Genomic DNA, 16,080 nt, shown 5'->3' on the forward strand with positions numbered 1-16,080 from the left:
CAATCCCAGGGCTTCGAACATCGCTCAGCTCAATTTACCGCACTGCGCCGGGCGCGGCATCTCCTTTTTTCACGTCGAGCAGTTCAACGTCGAAAACCAATACCGAGTTGGGCGCAATCTTTGGCATGCGTCCACGTTCACCATAGGCCAATTCGGAGGGAACGAACAGCTGCCATTTGTCTCCGACTTTCATCAATTGCAGTGCCTCTGTCCAACCTTTGATCACACCATTGACAGGAAACGTAGCCGGTTTACCTCGATCGTACGAACTATCAAACAGGGTGCCGTCCAACAACGTACCCTTATAATGGGCGCTAACCATATCGTTGGGGCCGGGGGTGGGTCCATTGCCCGATTGCAGCACTTTGTATTGCAAACCGCTAGGCAATGCTTTCACACCTTGCTTGGTTTTGTTTTGAGCCAGGAACGCATCGCCTTCGGTCTTATTCTTTTCGGCCATGGCTTTCACTTTGTCTTCCATGGCTTTCGCGCGATTGGCAAGCAGGCTGTGTAAATCGGTCATTACTTGCTGAAATTCCTCTTCGCTCAAGGCCGGCTTGGCCTCCGACAGGGCATCGGTCAAGCCTTGCAGCAGTGCGTGGGTATCCAAATCGTCAGCGGTTAGTTGCCGGTTAAGAATATCGTATCCAGCCATCATGCCCACGCAGTAACTGGCTTTTTGCTTGGAAGTGCTCAGGCCAGCGGCCCCTGGGGTCTGGGCGGCGCCTTTCGCGCCTTGCCCCGGCTGCATTCCGTTGTTGGCGGGAATTTGCTCCATTCGCGACTGTTGGGCCAGTGCCCCAGCGACGAAAATCATCATTCCGGTAGCTGCGGTCCCCATCATCGGCGCCAGCAAAGAAAGTCGTTTCATGGTCGAAAAATCCTTTATCGAAAAAACTGGTTGGTGTGCAAAAGGCTGCTTCCCGCCGAGAGCACCTCGGGCGCACTATTCTACGGTAAATTCGGCTTGCCGGTGCAGACGAGAATCCGGCAGAATCGGAATTATTAGCACGATTGCTAGCGGACTTTCCGCGAAACGATTAGCGTAGGGAGATTAAACCGCTCGTTCACCGGCAAATTTTCGGTGTCCGTGACTTCGTCTTTGATTTCTGGCCGTGAGGCATTTTGCACACCGACAGGGTACTACCGCGAACATTGGTAAGTTGGAATTCCTCTCGCGCACGGTCTATCCGTGCCTTTCCAAAATGAAAACTAATCCGATCAAAAAAAAATTGAAATCTGGCCAGCCAACCTTCGGCACTTGGTTAAGCCTGGGCGATTTGTATGCGGCACGAGTAATGGCCAGGCTAGGCTGGGATTGGTTAACACTGGACATGGAGCACCAGCCAATCGACTGGTCGCAGGCCGCGGCCATTTTTGGCGCCATTGCGGATGCCGGCTGTGTTCCACTGGCGCGCGTGCCGGAAGGTAACCACTTTTTGATCAAGCGGGCGCTCGATTCGGGGGCATGGGGAATTGTGGCGCCGATGATTAACACCGTGGAGCAGGCACGAGACGTGATTGCCGCCACAAAATATCCGCCGGTCGGTAACCGCAGCTTGGGCGGTGGATTACACGCACTGAATTTCGATGGCACCACGGCGGAATACTACAGGCAAGCCAACGACGAAATTCTCGTTGTCTTACAAACCGAAAGCCCGCTGGGAGTAGCCCACGCCGAAGCCATCTATAGTCTGCCGGGCGTGGATGCAATATTTGTGGGCCCTGTCGATCTGCACGCCAATTTACGCCAGGCCGATGGTACGGAAGCCAGCGACGTGGAGTTTGAAACCACGCTTGATAAAATCATTGCTGCCGGCAAAAAAACGGGCACGCCCACGGGCATGCACGTCATGAGTGTCGAAATCGCTCAAAAACGCGCTGCCCAAGGCATGCAGTTTCTCGCCGTGGCCAGCGAACTGCGCATGATGACCGCGAAGGCAGAAGAATTCTTGAAAGCACTGAAATCCGCTGCCGACAAGAGCAACATCGCCGGTTATTGATGTGGTCGGCGAACGATTCGTGCCACTGGGCATCACGCGGTAACGCCCTTGGTGAGCGCCATGAAGGCTCCTTCCAAGTTCAATTCGTCCTCCTTAAACAGCATTAATTTGTGGCCGTGCGAAACAAGCTGGGCGGCCAGGTCACTGTAGCTATGCACTCCTTCTTTCAGCGTGACGACCATGTCGCGGTGAGTAGAATACTCGCCGGCTGAAAGTTCCACGCGGTCCACGGTCGAATGTTGTTCGATCAATTTTGCCGCTGCTTCTTGCGAGCCATCGACACGAACCCGCAGCACAATTTGGCAGCGGACTTTTTTGATGAGCTCGTTCACATCTTCGTTCCACAATAATTCGCCGCGCTCAATAATGCCAATTTTATTACACATATCGGCCAGCTCGGGCAGAATGTGGCTGGATACCATTACGGTTTTCCCCATTTCGCCCAACTGCTTTATGACGCGGCGAATTTCGATTCGCACCCGCGGATCCAGTCCGCTGGCCGGCTCGTCTAGCAGCAGCACTTGCGGATCGTGCAATAGCACCCGGGCGAGGCCTAACCGCTGGTTCATTCCGCGGGAAAGACTGGTGGCCAGTGCGTCGCGCTTGTAACCCAGCCCGACAAGTTCCAGCGCATCGTCGCATACTTTGCGGCGTTTCTGACCGTTAATGCGGTAGGCGGCGGCGAAAAATTCGAGGTATTCGATCACGCGCATGTCGTCATACACGCCGAAAAAGTCGGGCATGAAACCGATCAGCCGCCGAATTTCCTTGGGCTTATTGTAAATGGAGTTGCCGCACACGTAGGCTTCGCCCCAAGTGGGATTCAACAACGTGGCCAGCATGCGCATGGTGGTCGTTTTGCCGGCGCCATTGGGACCGATGAAGCCGAATACATCGCCCTTGTCGAGCTTGATCGACAGCGACTTTACGGCAAACAGCTCGCCGTACTTTTTCGTTAAATCGCGGGTTTCAATCACAGAAAACCTATTACTCGGCGTACGGCTTAATCGTGAGATTTCACGGGCAAAACAAAACGGTAAATGGTGGTGTGCTGATTCGCGGGAGTATTGGCCAGCGGCTGGCCATTGAGCTGCACTATGGCGCCATCGGGACCGCGGCCCACTAATATGGCCCGGCCGAATTGCAATTGATCGGATAAATCGACGAACCGCTGATAACGGTGCACCAAACCGGTGTAGTTGGGACCGCCGGCCGCTTCATGAAACATCATCACTTCAACGATGCGGGCGACGCTTACGCCAGCACGGTCATAGGTAGGAACTTCATCGTGCGCGTTGATGGTGCGGCGGTTGGTGAGGTACGTATCGCCGGTTTGCGGTTCCAACCGATCGAGCGAAACCGACTTGCCCGGGACAAGCATTTCCAAGGTATACGCCCAACGATCGAATAGGAGCACGCAATCATATAGCGGGGTCGCCAGTCGGTTCACCACGACGCCTCGCAAACGGCGGTCTGCGCTGGTGGTCAGGTGGGCTTCAATTCCGCCTGCTCTTGCCTCCCAGCGCGCAACAAAACTTTTGCTTGACCAGGCCGGAAGCGGCGCTTGGGCGATGCTGCCGTGCGCCATGTCGATGGTGTAGGGATTGTCAAACAGGGGCGTGTTAACGGCCACCGAGTTCATGCCTCCTAACCCCGTTCCGGCCAGGCCAAACCAACTGAGCAAACAGGACGAATCATTTTCACCACGAGGCGTTGTGACTGCGCCCACGTTTGCCGTGGGCTCTATGCGAAAATCGCACAGTGCATTTTGGGGACTGAATACATTGAACCAGGTCGCGCCGCGCGCCCCGCCGGTTGCTAAATCGACATCGACCAAATCAAGCTGATTCACATGCCGCCCATTTCCTTTGGCATAATTAGCCAACGCATACGCACTCAAACCAAACACGATAATTGTCGATGGAAACAATGCCCAGGCAAATGTCGGCCGCCGCAGACGCTGAGTTACAATCCAAAAGTTCAAGGGGAACAGCAGACTGATGTAAATTATCACTGCCAGAGCTATAACCCAAAACGGAATGAGCTGCACATCAGTAAATTGATCGAGTGCGCTACGCAGTTGGCCGCTTAAATCGACATAGCCCAATTGCTTGCCTTGGTTGGCGGCATGCAAGGCCGACGACTGCTCAGTCCGGGACGCATGCTTGACCAGCAAGCGCTCCAAAAATTTGCTGCGGCTGGCCCAATCGGTAAACGGTGGCCGGTGCAAATCCAGACTGACGAAAGTCACTTCGCCAAAGCCCAACGGCCGACGCATAATGAGCGGCAAATCGCTGGCACGTCCTCCACGAGGCCATTCGATTTGCGCCGCCGGACGCAAGTTTTTCCATTCCGACACGCGGATGGAAGCGGCATCTAATCGCTGCTGCTCGACCCCGACATATTCTTCAATGGGTCCAAAGCTGGCCGCCGGCAAATTGATAACGCCCACCAACTCGCCAGGAGCAAATCGAGCCAGCGGAGCCGCTGGGCCAAATAAATGCTGCGCCTCATTGCCGCAGCACACCATCAACTTGCCCCCTTGTCGAACCCAGACTTCTAAAGCGTCCAGGGCCGCGCCATGCAGCGATTTCTCCAGTCCCGACGTTCCCGAGATAACTACGAGATCGACACCCTCATAGCCGTACCACCGATCGGGCAACTGTTGCTGCGATTCCAACGTGACGACGGAAGTTCGTTCAAAATCGTTTTGATTAAGCCGCTGGACAGTGTCCTGCAAACCAATGGACGCACCGAGTTCGACAATGAATTCGCTGGTTGCCGGCAGGGACTGCGCGGTTGCTCCTGCGGGAAGCGCCGGCTGTATTTCCGCTTGCTTGCCACGGGTGCCATCCAATTTGGTTAGCCGTATCTTTAGGAAGGGATCGCTGCGGCCAATGCGCACATACGAAATGGCAGTTTGTCCGGCGCTGCCCAGCACAGGAGGACCCGTAAACCAGGCGGGCACGCCATCGCCATCGATGGCTTGAACATCCAGTTGCTCGGCCGTCGAATCGACATCTGCGCCGTCGAAGGTTACTTCCACTGGCGTCCAGCAACCAAGTTTGAAATGGTTATTAAAGCCCAGCTGAATGCTTTTAACTTTCGGCAAAGGCGCGGGGTCACCGGCGGCAGCGCCATTGTTCAGTAAAACGAGCGCATTCAGCACGAGCGAAAGCACGGCGAGAGAAAATAATCGCACCATCAATCGTGCCACGTGCTCCAAAATTCTGTGCCAGTTTCAATTTCAAACAGTCCGTACCCAGCTTGGCGGGCCTCAATGAACTTCCTAGTTTATTGTAGTTGCAACCCGGCAACCGCCGCTAACTTTTGGCCGATTCCAGCACCCGAGCCGTTTTAATGCTGACGGGTTTTAGCGGGCGGTCGTTTCGATCGGTCGACACGTCGCCAATGTTTTTTACCGCTTGCAGACTGGCGGCATCGGCGGTTTTTCCAAAAGCGGTGTATTGGCCGTCCAAGTGCGGATGGGATCCCAAGCAAATAAAAAACTGCGCGCCGGCCGAATGGGGATCGCTGGTGCGGGCCGCAGAAAGCACTCCGGGTTCGTGCTTTTTGTTGTTGAACTCGGCCTTAATGGTATACCCAGGTCCGCCGGTGCCTGTGCCTTCCGGACAGCCGCCTTGAATCATGAAGCCCTTGATAATGCGATGGAAAATTAGGCCATCGTAATAGCCAATTTTCGCTAGGCCCAGAATGTTGGCGACATGGCCTGGGGCAACATCGGACCATAAATCGAGCAAGACTTTTCCGGCCGAAGTATCTAGTTCGAGCTGATATTTTTTGTTTTTCAGATCCAGATTTTTCTGTTCCCCCTCAACCTCTGCTTTACGATTCTTCTCCATGGCAACTCCCCCGAAGATGATGGTACTGAATTTGTGCCAAGCTACCAGATGCAACCCCTGGGCACAACGAGTAAGCAACTAACCCTGACTGTACAGTGGGCTATGAATCCGCTGCAAATGCACAATGAATGTGTCATCGGACAGTGCGGGAATTGCACCGGTTGTTTGCAAGGCCTGCGGCAATTCGACCCGCTTTTGCAACCCGCAATGGAAAGGTTATCGGATACTTTATACACGGTAAGGCACGCGGAAAATTCGCACGGCCAGCACGAATAGTTATGGCTGGCGATAGTGGATCGTTGCTGAATGGTAGCAAAATGTGCTCTGCGCCAAGCCGCTGCAGCCAAGAGCCACTGGCGCCGTTGCGTTACTTGGACGAGATCTGTTCAATGGCTTGTTTAGCCAACCGTGCAAGGCGCGCATCCGGATCGGTGGCTAATTTTTGCAGCGCGCCCAGTGCAGCAGTCGCCCCTGGACCGATTTTGCCCAAGGCCCACGCTGCCTGCTCGCGCACAGTGGTTTCGGGATGCGATTGCAAGGCCGTCACAATTTGGGGAACACACGCAGCGGCATCGGTTTGCAATCTCCCCAATAGCATTGCGGCCCAATATGCCACATCTAAGTGCGGATCGGCCAAAAGCTTGCCCAACGCTGAAGCATCGCCGGCGGCGGGCGGGCCAAGCGATTCCAGCGCCTCGGAAGCCCATTGCCGGACCGATTCTTCTGAATCGGTAGTTGCCCGCACCAGCGGCACAGCCGCCGGCTGCGCGGCCTCTTCCAGATGCGCAAGCTGCTCGGCCGCGGCTGTCCGAACACTGGCCTCGCTAGATTTCAGCTTTTCCACAGCCTGGGAAACGTCCATGGGTTTTTTGGCTGCCACCTAGGCAGCCCATTAATCGGCACGGTTACACAGCTGCCGGCTCACGAACGATCTAACGTGTCAATCCAGCGCACCAATTCAGCCCATTGGTCGGCAGTAAGCGGCCGGGTGGTTTCTCCTTCGTTGAGTTCCGTCACTGGGAGTTTGGCATCGCGCAGCCGCTTAATGCCGGCGGCTACCGCGGGCGATGCTTTTTTTGCAGTCGTGGTAAACACAGCCAGCCGTTGCACCGGATCGTTTTCGGGCGGACGCATGCCTGGCGGCATGGCGACGTTAAGAGCCGCAACGCCCCGAATTAAATCCCGATTGAGGCTAGCCAGCAAATACGCCATGCCACCCCCTGCTTCTTCCCCGATCACCACAATTCGCGTGCGATCGATGTTGTATTTCTGCAGCAGGTCGTCCATGGCCTTGCGAATGAATTCCAATTCGGTGCGCTGCCAGCGGGCAGCCTCAGCGCTTTTGGGGGCTAACCAAATTAAATCATTTGCTTCGCAAATGGGCTTCCATTTAGCGATTAATTCGTCAGCTTTGAACCCGCCAGCCGGATGCAACCACACTACCAAACCATGCGTTACGTGCGAGTTATAGGTGGTGGGAACATAGGCCAAGGCATTGCTAGGAGCTTCTGGAATTTTGATTTCGATTTTTCCCGTTGCTGGCAGATTGGAGTCTGGTAGAGGGTTGGGCTCATGCGATGGCGCTAATTTTTCGGGTACATCTTCGGGCAACGTGGTCAGTTTAGCTTCGACGGTTTGGTGATGGCCGTCGCGGTTTATTTCCACTTTTACTGGCTGAAGCGGCTCCAAGCCGGCAATGAGTTCCTGCAATTGCATGCGATCTCTAATGGCTTCGCCATTGAGCAACAAGAGACGATCGCCCGGCACGATTCCCGCTCTGGCTGCCGGGCTATCGGCGTATACTTGCCGCACAACAACGCCGGGTTGCCACGCAGTATTTTGATTGCCGGCAGAAATATCGTTTGTTTTTTTGTCGTCGTTCTTTTTTTCTGCAGCGGGCTTGTCTTTGTCAGCAATAGTGTCGCTCGTTTTCGGTCCGTCGGATTTAATTTCACGGCACGGAAGAATTCCCAAAAACGGATGAATGTAAATCGGCAGTTTGGCAATCAATTCTGCGGAGCGTTCCAACCGATCGTCTCCTCGCAGAGCCACTACCATGACTTTTTCTCCGGCGTATAGCGGCCCCAACTGGTGACGCAGCTCCGAGGCACTATTCACCTTTACACCGTTGATTTCTGCAATGCGATCCCCTGCTTTCAGTCCTGCGACAGCAGCTGGCGATTTCGGATGACTGGCAGCAATAATGGGCGGATCGGCATACGGATCGCCCGGCTTCAGGCTCACGCCTAGCAAGCCCGGGTTCAAATCTTCGCCTTTCTTCAACCGATCAAGTACCCGATTAATTTGCTCCAATGGCACGGCAAAGCCAATGCCCGAGTCGTACCACTCAACGCCAGCCACTTCGCTGGTTTCCGGTGGTGACATGGGAACCAATACACCAAGCACGTGGCCTTGCAAATCGATGAGCGGTCCACCATAATTAGCGGGGGAGATTTTGGCGTCGGTTTGAATTGCTCGCCCCCACACGCGGTTCACGGCACTAATAATGCCCACCGACATGTTCGGTTGATTGGCATCGAACGTGCGTCCGACGGCAATCGCCCATTGGCCTACGGACATTTCTGCCCCAGGCGCCGCCACGGGTACTGGAAGCTGTTTTTTCGCATCCAAGCCGGCAGTGGAAACTTTCAAAAGCACCAGCATACGGCTATGGTCATGGGCCACCACTTGTGCCGGCAATCGAGTGCCATCGGCTAAATCGACCAGCATTTGGGCCGGCTGTTGTACAAAATTGAACGCGCTGGAAATAATGTAACCATCGGAGGAAACAATCAGTCCCGTCGTCGGCCCAGTCCCTACCAATAAATTGCCGATAGTTTCCAAGCCGCCCAATGTTTCGATGCGCACCACGCTGGGGGCAATTCGCTGCACAACGGCTTTCATAGCCGCCTCCTCGCGCAGAGCTAAATCATCGTCGGCAACAACGACCGCAGGCAGCAGATGAAAGATGAATAGCAACAACAGAAAAACAGCCAGCGCGAGCTGCGACTTGCGGAGTTTCCTATTAACTGCCTGCAGCAGCCAGGAAGTCAGAGCCCTTTGCGAGCAATTGAGCTTTGGTAAGGAGACCACGCACTTCGTCATGCGGTTGCCGTTCGCCATGGGTTATTTGTCACTAGCCTTCAACGTCACTTCAATCAACTCGCCCGCGCGAAGCAGCGTGAAATGTACATCGGCATCGGGATCAAGCCGTCTCAGTTCGGTCACCAGCGCATTACATGATTGAATCAATTGGTCGTCGACAAAAACAACCAAATCGTCGGTGCGAATGCCCGCCTGGGTGGCCCGAGAATCGGCCCGCACCGAATCAATAAATGGCGGCGTCCGCTCCAGCACGTTTGGCACAAGCACCAAGCCCAAATCAGCTAGGGTAAGACCTTTGTTGGGAGCCGTTGCCGGACGGGAAGCCACCGTTCGAGCCTGTCCCGACTCAATGGCCTCTATGGCCGGCAGCAGTTCATTCGCCGGCAAAGCATAGTTTAGCCAAATATTGTTACGCGAATTACGTAATTGTTTGCCCAACAGCCCCAGCAACTTTCCTTGCGAATCGGTCAGCGCGCCGCCAGCGGCGCCGGGATTGTTCGTCATAGCGTCGAGCACATAGACGGTCCCTTTATACGCGGTTTCGTATGCCCCGCGCCGGGCTGTCAATGTCGTCACCGCAACAATAGAGCCATGCAGTACGCTGACCGGTTCATCACCGGTGGCCACTCCGAATACATTGCTAAAGGCCAACACCCGAGTGCCTTCTACTCCCGGAAGGGCCTGTTGCAAATCAAAATGGGGCAAATCGGCGGTGTCGACTTTGAGCACCGCAATTTCCAAACGTGGATCGGCCCCGATCAGTTTTCCCTCTAATCTGCGGCCATCGTCTAGCGTTATGGTAATCGTGTCGGAATCGAGCACGTGGCTGAACACAGTCAGCACGTACCCATCGGCAGAAATCAAAAAGCCAGATTGATATGATTCCAATTGCCGCAGCCCGCCGGCGCCGTAAATTTTTACAGTTTTATGTTGTGCGTCGCGGACAATATCCGTGGTTTTTGAAGCATAAGCGGATGATGGGACCAGCGGCGCAATGACCAGCAGTGCGGCCAGCAACTTTACCGACGAACTGCCCGCCTGCAGAAATCGCGCGGAGTAACTGTTTCTGCGGGCGGTTTGAGTCCCGTTCGTTGGACACATTATCGTGTTTTCTCCGCTGCTTTTTCCAAATCGAACTTGCTGAATACAAATACACCAAACATAACTTCGCCGCAACGCACTTCCATTCGGTGTGGCAACAGCCTTCCTTGCTCCTCACGATACTCGCCAAAATACACTTCGCACGGATCGGCATCATCGTCCGAATACATCTCCATGCCCAACAGCGTGCCGTCTGCCGGGTCGCAATAGAACCGAGTATCGACTCCTTCGCCAATGGCTACAAGCACATCACACAAGCCATTATGACCTGGCAGTGGCGATAAACCTTCATAGATTACCTGGCCATATTTACCCGGCCCGCCGATCAGCAACTTGCGCCATAAATGTAGCGCGGCCAACAAGCCGCCGCTGCCCGGCGGATTCAAAATGGCCGGATTGGCACCGGCATCGATTCCATCGGCCAGCGTTATTTTCGACGGCGGCGGCGTGGGTAAATCAATATCGCACTCCGTATCTGTTAAACGAATAGTAATAGCCCCCGTGGGCATGGGCTGCTCTATTGTAGCCGGCGGACCAAACACGGGTCCGGCAGAAATTTGCGGCCCATTAATCGTCCACACTCCGGTGGCTTGCCTGAAATCGCCATGGGCAATGAGCGCTTTCCAAACCCGTTGCGTGTTTTCGCGGTTGAAGTAGAAATTGGCATAGCCCGTGCGGTCTTCAAATTGTCTTTTCAATTCGTCCGGCACGGGCGTGTGGACAGCCTGTTCCAATTCTGGACTGGGATTTTCGGGTTTGGGCTGACCACCTGGTTCTTCTCCGGGTTTGGGTTGCTCGCCGGGCTTGGGCTGCTCGCCCGGGCGCGGTGAATTGCCGGGGCGGCGCTCTCGCGGTTGGCCGGGATTAGGCTGTGGTTCCAGTTCGCGATCAGCTTCAATTTTCGCCAGCAATTCTGCTTCTGTATGCATGCCCATTAGGCGCACGTAGGTATCGGTATTTTTACCCTCACGGCGATAAGTGAGCGCCACACGCCAGCCCTTGGGAAAAATACCCAGCACATCTTTGAGCGCGTTCACGCTATGAATGGGACGTCCGGCAAACGACACAATTTCATCGTCATAGCGCAGTCCGTGGCGATAGGCATCGCTATGTTCTAGAATATCGCTGACCAGCACACGCCCATCCTCCGAAGTGGACACCCGTGCCCCTAGCGTGGCATGATCGACAATGCGGCCCGATTTCAAATCGCCTAAAAAGTTTTTGATTTGATTGATCGAAATGGCGTAACCCACACCCACATTCACCCGGCCGCGCTTTTCAAACGAGCCGCGCCCGTTAATGCCGATCAACCGCCCTTGGGCATCAAATAGCGGACCGCCAGAATTGCCCGGATTGATCGCGGCGTCGACTTGCAAACAATCAGAATATTCCAACAACGTACCGGAAGGATACTGATAGCGATGCACGCCTGACACAACGCCGTACGCCACGCTAGGATGAAAATCAGTCGCCAGCAAAAAGGGATTGCCCATGGTGAAGCACCAATCGCCGGCTTGTACTTCGTCGCTGTCGGTCAACTCGGCAGCGGGAAAATCATCGCGGCCATACAGTTTGATGAGCCCGACATCTCCCACAGGATCGAGCCCTACGATGACGGCATCGTACAGCTTGCCATCAGGCATGCCGCACTTCATAAACGAGCCGCATGGCCGAGCCACGTGAAAGTTGGTCAGCGCGTAACCGTCAGGCGAAATTACCACGCCAGAGCCGCCCCCCTGCCCTCCGGGGATAAAAATCGCGAGTACCGACGGCATGGCTTTGGCCACCGCGGCAATTCGAGATTGCTCCGCATGAGCCACAGCCGGATCTATTTTGAGCGGCTCCTCCTCGGCGGCAACCGAATGCACCGTGCTCAAGGCCAGCAACAGTACAATGGCCACCCAAATTCGATGAGGGAACTTGGAAACTTTCGAATTTGGAAGCAGGAATTTCATTTCAACATCCTTGCGTCTACCAGATCGAGGAAATCACCGGCGTCAAAATGATCGCCGTAGTCAACCAAAATTGACAACCGTTTAGCCCCGGCGACGTTCAATTCCAAATCGACTGGCGCGTCTTTACCGGTGAGGACCTGATCGAACAATTGGTTTCCGTCGGCGGAGATTTGCAACCGCACGTTGCCGGCTTCGCGCACGCTGTCGTCAATACCGGCCGTGGCTTTGAATTGTTTCATGCCCGCCGGAACGCGGTATTCCAGCGCGGTACGGCTATAGAGCGCCAGGCCCTTGCTGCAAGTTTTTCCTTCCAAGCGGAGGGGCTGATGCTCCCGGCCTTCGTCGCGCCGCGGGGCATAGTATTGCGCCATTGCAGGAGCGGCGCTCCCGAAATCTAAATATGGCGTCCACTGTGTCGATTCCGGCTCCAAATCACTGAGATAGGTAATTTTTCCGGCAGAAAAATCGAGCCGGGCAACTTGCTCCCAAGGCAAGAAGTAAAAATCGTCACCGCAAAGAGTGGTAACTTCTAGTCGACCGTACGGATATGTGCTGTTGGGGGAAACATACGACACGTCTTTGGCTCTTAAACGCCAACCCGTTGTTGTCTCGACCACACAAAGTGGTTCCGACAGCTTGTCGGTAACTTTGTGGTAGTAAATTATCCCGTCGATTTTGGAACGGTTAACAGGGTATTCGACTCCGTCGGCTTTGAAGACGGCGTAATTATCTTTGATGCTAACGATACTGCCTTCCATAAAATCGATTTGATCTCTCTTTCGCACGACCAATAAATCGCCCGTCGCGTTGGCGCCGGCATCTTTGGGCCAGGCAGGCGAAGCGGGATCATCAGGACGAAAAAAACGAACGCTGCGAATACTCGAAGCAGGAATTTTTCCGGTACTGTTGTATCCCAACGTGACCGAATCGCCTTCGGTCGCAAAATCGACGGCGGTTAGCTTGGAGCCATCGATGAGTTCGATCCAGGCCGATGGCTGCTCATCAGAACTTCTGGCCAAAAGCTTTTGTTGGGGCGATAGGTCTAACATTTGACTGGCGGAGAATGTTGCCTTACTGTCAGCGGTTTTTAGCGTGATCTCTTTGCTGGAAAGATCTTCCAGGCTGCCCTGGGTGACTGTGCCGTCCACCGTGCTGACTTGCACTTGTGGCAATCCAGCAGCGAGCGCGGCCATTAACAGAACGGAACCAAACATTAATACTGAATCCTTTCAAAATCCAAACGGCAATAATCTATCTCTATTCTACTTCTGATTCTGGTCTTCGTCCTCGGAGGCCAGCTTGCGGAAGTATTGTTCGATGACGTCGCGGTAATGAGAAGGAAAATCTTTGCTAATTTGCTGCATGGCTTCTTCGCGCTCTTTTGGAGGCAAATCACCCCAGCCACTGTGGTTGCCAATGTTTTTATTCTTCACTTCCCCGGGCCCTTGACCACGGGCAAGACGGCTATCGGAGGCCGGATTGCGCGAACGAATGCCTTGCGGGTTGCCCTGTTCGCCGGGCTGGCCAGGTTGGTCTTGTTCTTGCCCTTGTTCTCGGCCATTGCTGTTGCTGCTGTTCATATTGTTGGCCATGTCTTCCAATTCTTTGATCAGCTTGTCGAGCGAATCGATGATGCCATCTTCCTCGCCCCGCACCTTTTTGCCGGCATTTCCGAAATCGAGTCGGCGGGTAACATCGTTCATCCGCCGCGAAATGTGATCCAGCGATTCGTTTTCCAGGCCTGATAAATCGGCCTGCATGAGTTCGGCCACTTCAGCATAGCGGCGGGGAATGGTTTTCCGCTGTTCCAGTAACTGAGCAATGGTTTTTAATCCCTCGTCTTTGTGCAGCATCCAGTGGTTGCACACGCTTTGATAAAACAGCAATGCAGCGGGGTCGACCACATCAGTGGGCTGCAAGCCCTTTAATTGTTCAAAGCCTTCATCGTAAAAGCGTTCCTGCGTGAGCCATTGCCCCAACCACAGCCGCAAATTATTGCGGACAAAGGTTGGCATTTTTTCGTCAACCAACCAGGAGAATTGGGGCGGCTTACCGTTACTGGAAGACTGGGAGCAAATGTCGGCCAATTGTTTGGCGTTCGGGTCGACCAGCGCCAGGGTGGCCACCACCCGCTGGAGTATTTGCGGGACTGGTGAGACAGCCTCGCCGGTTTTGGTGGCTTCGCTGGCTGGCCCTGCCGGCCAAAGCGCGCCCGCCTGCTTACGGAGCGATTCGTTTGCCCGGCTTTCTTTTAACCAAGCCAAAACCTGATTACGCACTTCGGTTTCTGTGGGCGCTTTCCACGTGGGTTCACGCCCAAATTCATCTTCCAGCGCTACCTGTGCCGATGCGCTGGATGCCAAAGCCCCCTGGCCGATTAACAACGCTCCCAGCGCGGCGGCCATAAGTACACCTGGCCCACCCGTGCGCGGAACTAATTTTATTGCGGTTCGATTGTGCATCATTTGTTTTTCCCCACCACAATGTCGCGCGTGGTTTGGTGAATGCGCTCCTCGCGCTCGCTGAGCCGCTTGACCGCATCCAACAAATCGGGGGCTTCGGCCTGTTCGGCGCCGTCTTGTAACAGCTTTGAATATCGCTGGGTGCGGGTATTCACTTGTACTTGCAACGCGCGAATCATTTTTAGTTCGGCAATGGCATTTACCAGCGGCTGATCTTGATTACCACTACCGCCACCGTTGCTACCGCCGCCGCGACGCTGTTGCTGGTCTTTTTGCGCCTTCACCAAGGCGGCCACCATTTCTTCCAATGATTTGACAATGTCTTGCTCCAGCCCCTGCGTAATTTGCCCGATGTTCGCTTGGTCAAGTCGGGCTTTTACGCGATCCATATCTTCGTGAGTTTGCTCAACCGCTTCGGGAAACGCCACAGACGACCCCTCCTCGTGCAACAGCGCCAACGCCTTATCGGCCTCGGCGGCAGTTTCTGATTCCTTGCGAGCCAGCTGGCCGGCTTCCATTTCGGTATCTCGATCACGATCTTCGTCGGCCGTTTTATCCAGTGCGATGGTTCTCTCATACACTTCGATTTGCATTTCCAGCATTTTGCGGAAGCGCGTTTCCAATTGGGCCAGTACCCGCTCAATTTCTTCCTCGCGCAATTGGCGTAAAACTTCCTCGAGTTGGGCCTTAGCTTGCTTCAATTCTTCGACGGCCCGCTGCTCATCTTCCGCTGCCCCGCGACGCTGAGCTTCCTCCAATTGGCGCTTAGCGGCCCGCATCCGCTCTTCTGCCTGCTGCACGCGCTTGCGGGCTGACATATCGTCGCCCGATTGCTGATTGCCCGATTGGCTTTGCTTATCTGCGTCGTTGTCGTTATCATCTGGCGATTGATTTTGCTGGCCGTGTTGCTGACCTTGTGGCTGGCCTGATTGCGATTTGCCTTGCTGTTGCGTGCCATTTGATTTTTGGTCGGATTTTCCGTCGCGCTGTTGGTCAAAATTTCCAGACTTCTGATCGTCAGATTTTTCCCATTTTTTGCCGTCGGACTTCTGTCCGTCCGATTTCTGTTCCTTCTGGCTATTTGATTTTTGATCTTTCGACTTCTGGTCGGTCGATTTTTGCTCGCCAGATTTTTGGTCTCCTGACTGGTGTCCTCCCGAATGTTGACCGCTGGAGGATTGCCCAGATTGCTCCTGACCTGATTGCGCATGGTCCTCCCTCGATTTGCCATCAGTTGATTTGCCGTCGGCAGACTTTTTACTGGTGGATTTACCATCCGGCGACTTATCGCCCAATTTCGAATCGGACCGATCGCCAGATTTATCGTCTGAGTTGCGGTCGTTTTTGTCGGCGGGTGTGCCAAGCGGATTGTCGTTCGATTGGCCGTCCGATTTTGGTTGGTCGCTCTGTCCGTCTTTTTGCTGACCATTACTTTTGTTATTGCTTTTGGAGCCCTGGCCATTTTGGGAATCTTTACGATCAGAGTTTTTGCCATCGGATTTTTCGTTGCCTGATTCATCGGGCTTACCGCTGCCGCCGCCAGGATTATTTTGCGCGTTGAATTTATCGAGATCCTGGTTCAGCGCGGCGG

Annotated in this window: 12 protein-coding genes; 1 reads left to right on the forward strand and 11 read right to left on the reverse strand. The window is 54.5% G+C overall.

The window, feature by feature from the left end; translation table 11 throughout:
• Positions 1-34: 34 nt before the first annotated feature.
• A complete protein-coding gene (locus VFE46_06865) occupies positions 35-871 on the reverse strand; it encodes an FKBP-type peptidyl-prolyl cis-trans isomerase (protein ID HZZ27714.1) in 837 nt (278 codons plus the stop codon).
• Positions 872-1,205: 334 nt separating this feature from the next.
• Between VFE46_06865 and VFE46_06870 the strand changes: the two genes are divergently transcribed.
• Positions 1,206-2,003 carry an aldolase/citrate lyase family protein gene (locus VFE46_06870; GenBank protein HZZ27715.1) on the forward strand — a complete coding sequence of 266 codons (798 nt, stop codon included), beginning with the start codon at positions 1,206-1,208 and terminating at the stop codon, positions 2,001-2,003.
• Positions 2,004-2,035: 32 nt separating this feature from the next.
• Here the strand turns inward: VFE46_06870 and VFE46_06875 are convergent, their stop codons facing one another.
• From VFE46_06875 to VFE46_06920, 10 genes are all read right to left on the reverse strand, one after another.
• A complete protein-coding gene (locus VFE46_06875; GenBank protein HZZ27716.1) occupies positions 2,036-2,980 on the reverse strand; it encodes an ABC transporter ATP-binding protein in 945 nt (314 codons plus the stop codon).
• A 26-nt stretch (positions 2,981-3,006) separates the two neighbouring features.
• The gene (locus tag VFE46_06880) at positions 3,007-5,220 is read right to left on the reverse strand and encodes a hypothetical protein (protein ID HZZ27717.1); all 2,214 of its coding nucleotides are present in this window, start codon (positions 5,218-5,220) and stop codon (positions 3,007-3,009) included.
• 106 nt (positions 5,221-5,326) lie between these two features.
• Positions 5,327-5,866, reverse strand: a complete 540-nt coding sequence (locus VFE46_06885) for a peptidylprolyl isomerase (protein HZZ27718.1) — start codon at positions 5,864-5,866, stop codon at positions 5,327-5,329.
• Between the two features lie 367 nt (positions 5,867-6,233).
• A complete protein-coding gene (locus VFE46_06890; protein ID HZZ27719.1) occupies positions 6,234-6,728 on the reverse strand; it encodes a HEAT repeat domain-containing protein in 495 nt (164 codons plus the stop codon).
• Positions 6,729-6,787: 59 nt separating this feature from the next.
• Positions 6,788-8,770, reverse strand: coding sequence for a PDZ domain-containing protein (locus VFE46_06895; GenBank protein HZZ27720.1), 1,983 nt, complete (start codon positions 8,768-8,770; stop codon positions 6,788-6,790).
• Positions 8,771-8,992: 222 nt separating this feature from the next.
• Entirely contained in the window at positions 8,993-10,072 is a 1,080-nt protein-coding gene (locus VFE46_06900; protein ID HZZ27721.1) for a S1C family serine protease, read from the reverse strand.
• Positions 10,072-12,027: a trypsin-like peptidase domain-containing protein gene (locus VFE46_06905; GenBank protein HZZ27722.1), complete on the reverse strand. Its 1,956-nt coding sequence runs from the start codon at positions 12,025-12,027 to the stop codon at positions 10,072-10,074. The genes VFE46_06900 and VFE46_06905 overlap by 1 nt, the downstream gene beginning before the upstream one ends.
• Complete coding sequence (locus tag VFE46_06910) at positions 12,024-13,241, reverse strand: NPCBM/NEW2 domain-containing protein (protein ID HZZ27723.1); 1,218 nt, start codon at positions 13,239-13,241, stop codon at positions 12,024-12,026. Before VFE46_06910 ends, VFE46_06905 begins: the two co-directional genes overlap by 4 nt.
• A 48-nt stretch (positions 13,242-13,289) precedes the next feature.
• Entirely contained in the window at positions 13,290-14,432 is a 1,143-nt protein-coding gene (locus VFE46_06915) for a hypothetical protein (GenBank protein HZZ27724.1), read from the reverse strand.
• Positions 14,433-14,488: 56 nt separating this feature from the next.
• On the reverse strand, positions 14,489-16,080 hold a 1,592-nt coding region (locus tag VFE46_06920), incomplete at its 5' end, for a hypothetical protein (protein HZZ27725.1).

The sequence above is a fragment of the Pirellulales bacterium genome, from assembly GCA_035656635.1.
In the GTDB taxonomy this organism is placed as follows: domain Bacteria; phylum Planctomycetota; class Planctomycetia; order Pirellulales; family JADZDJ01; genus DATJYL01.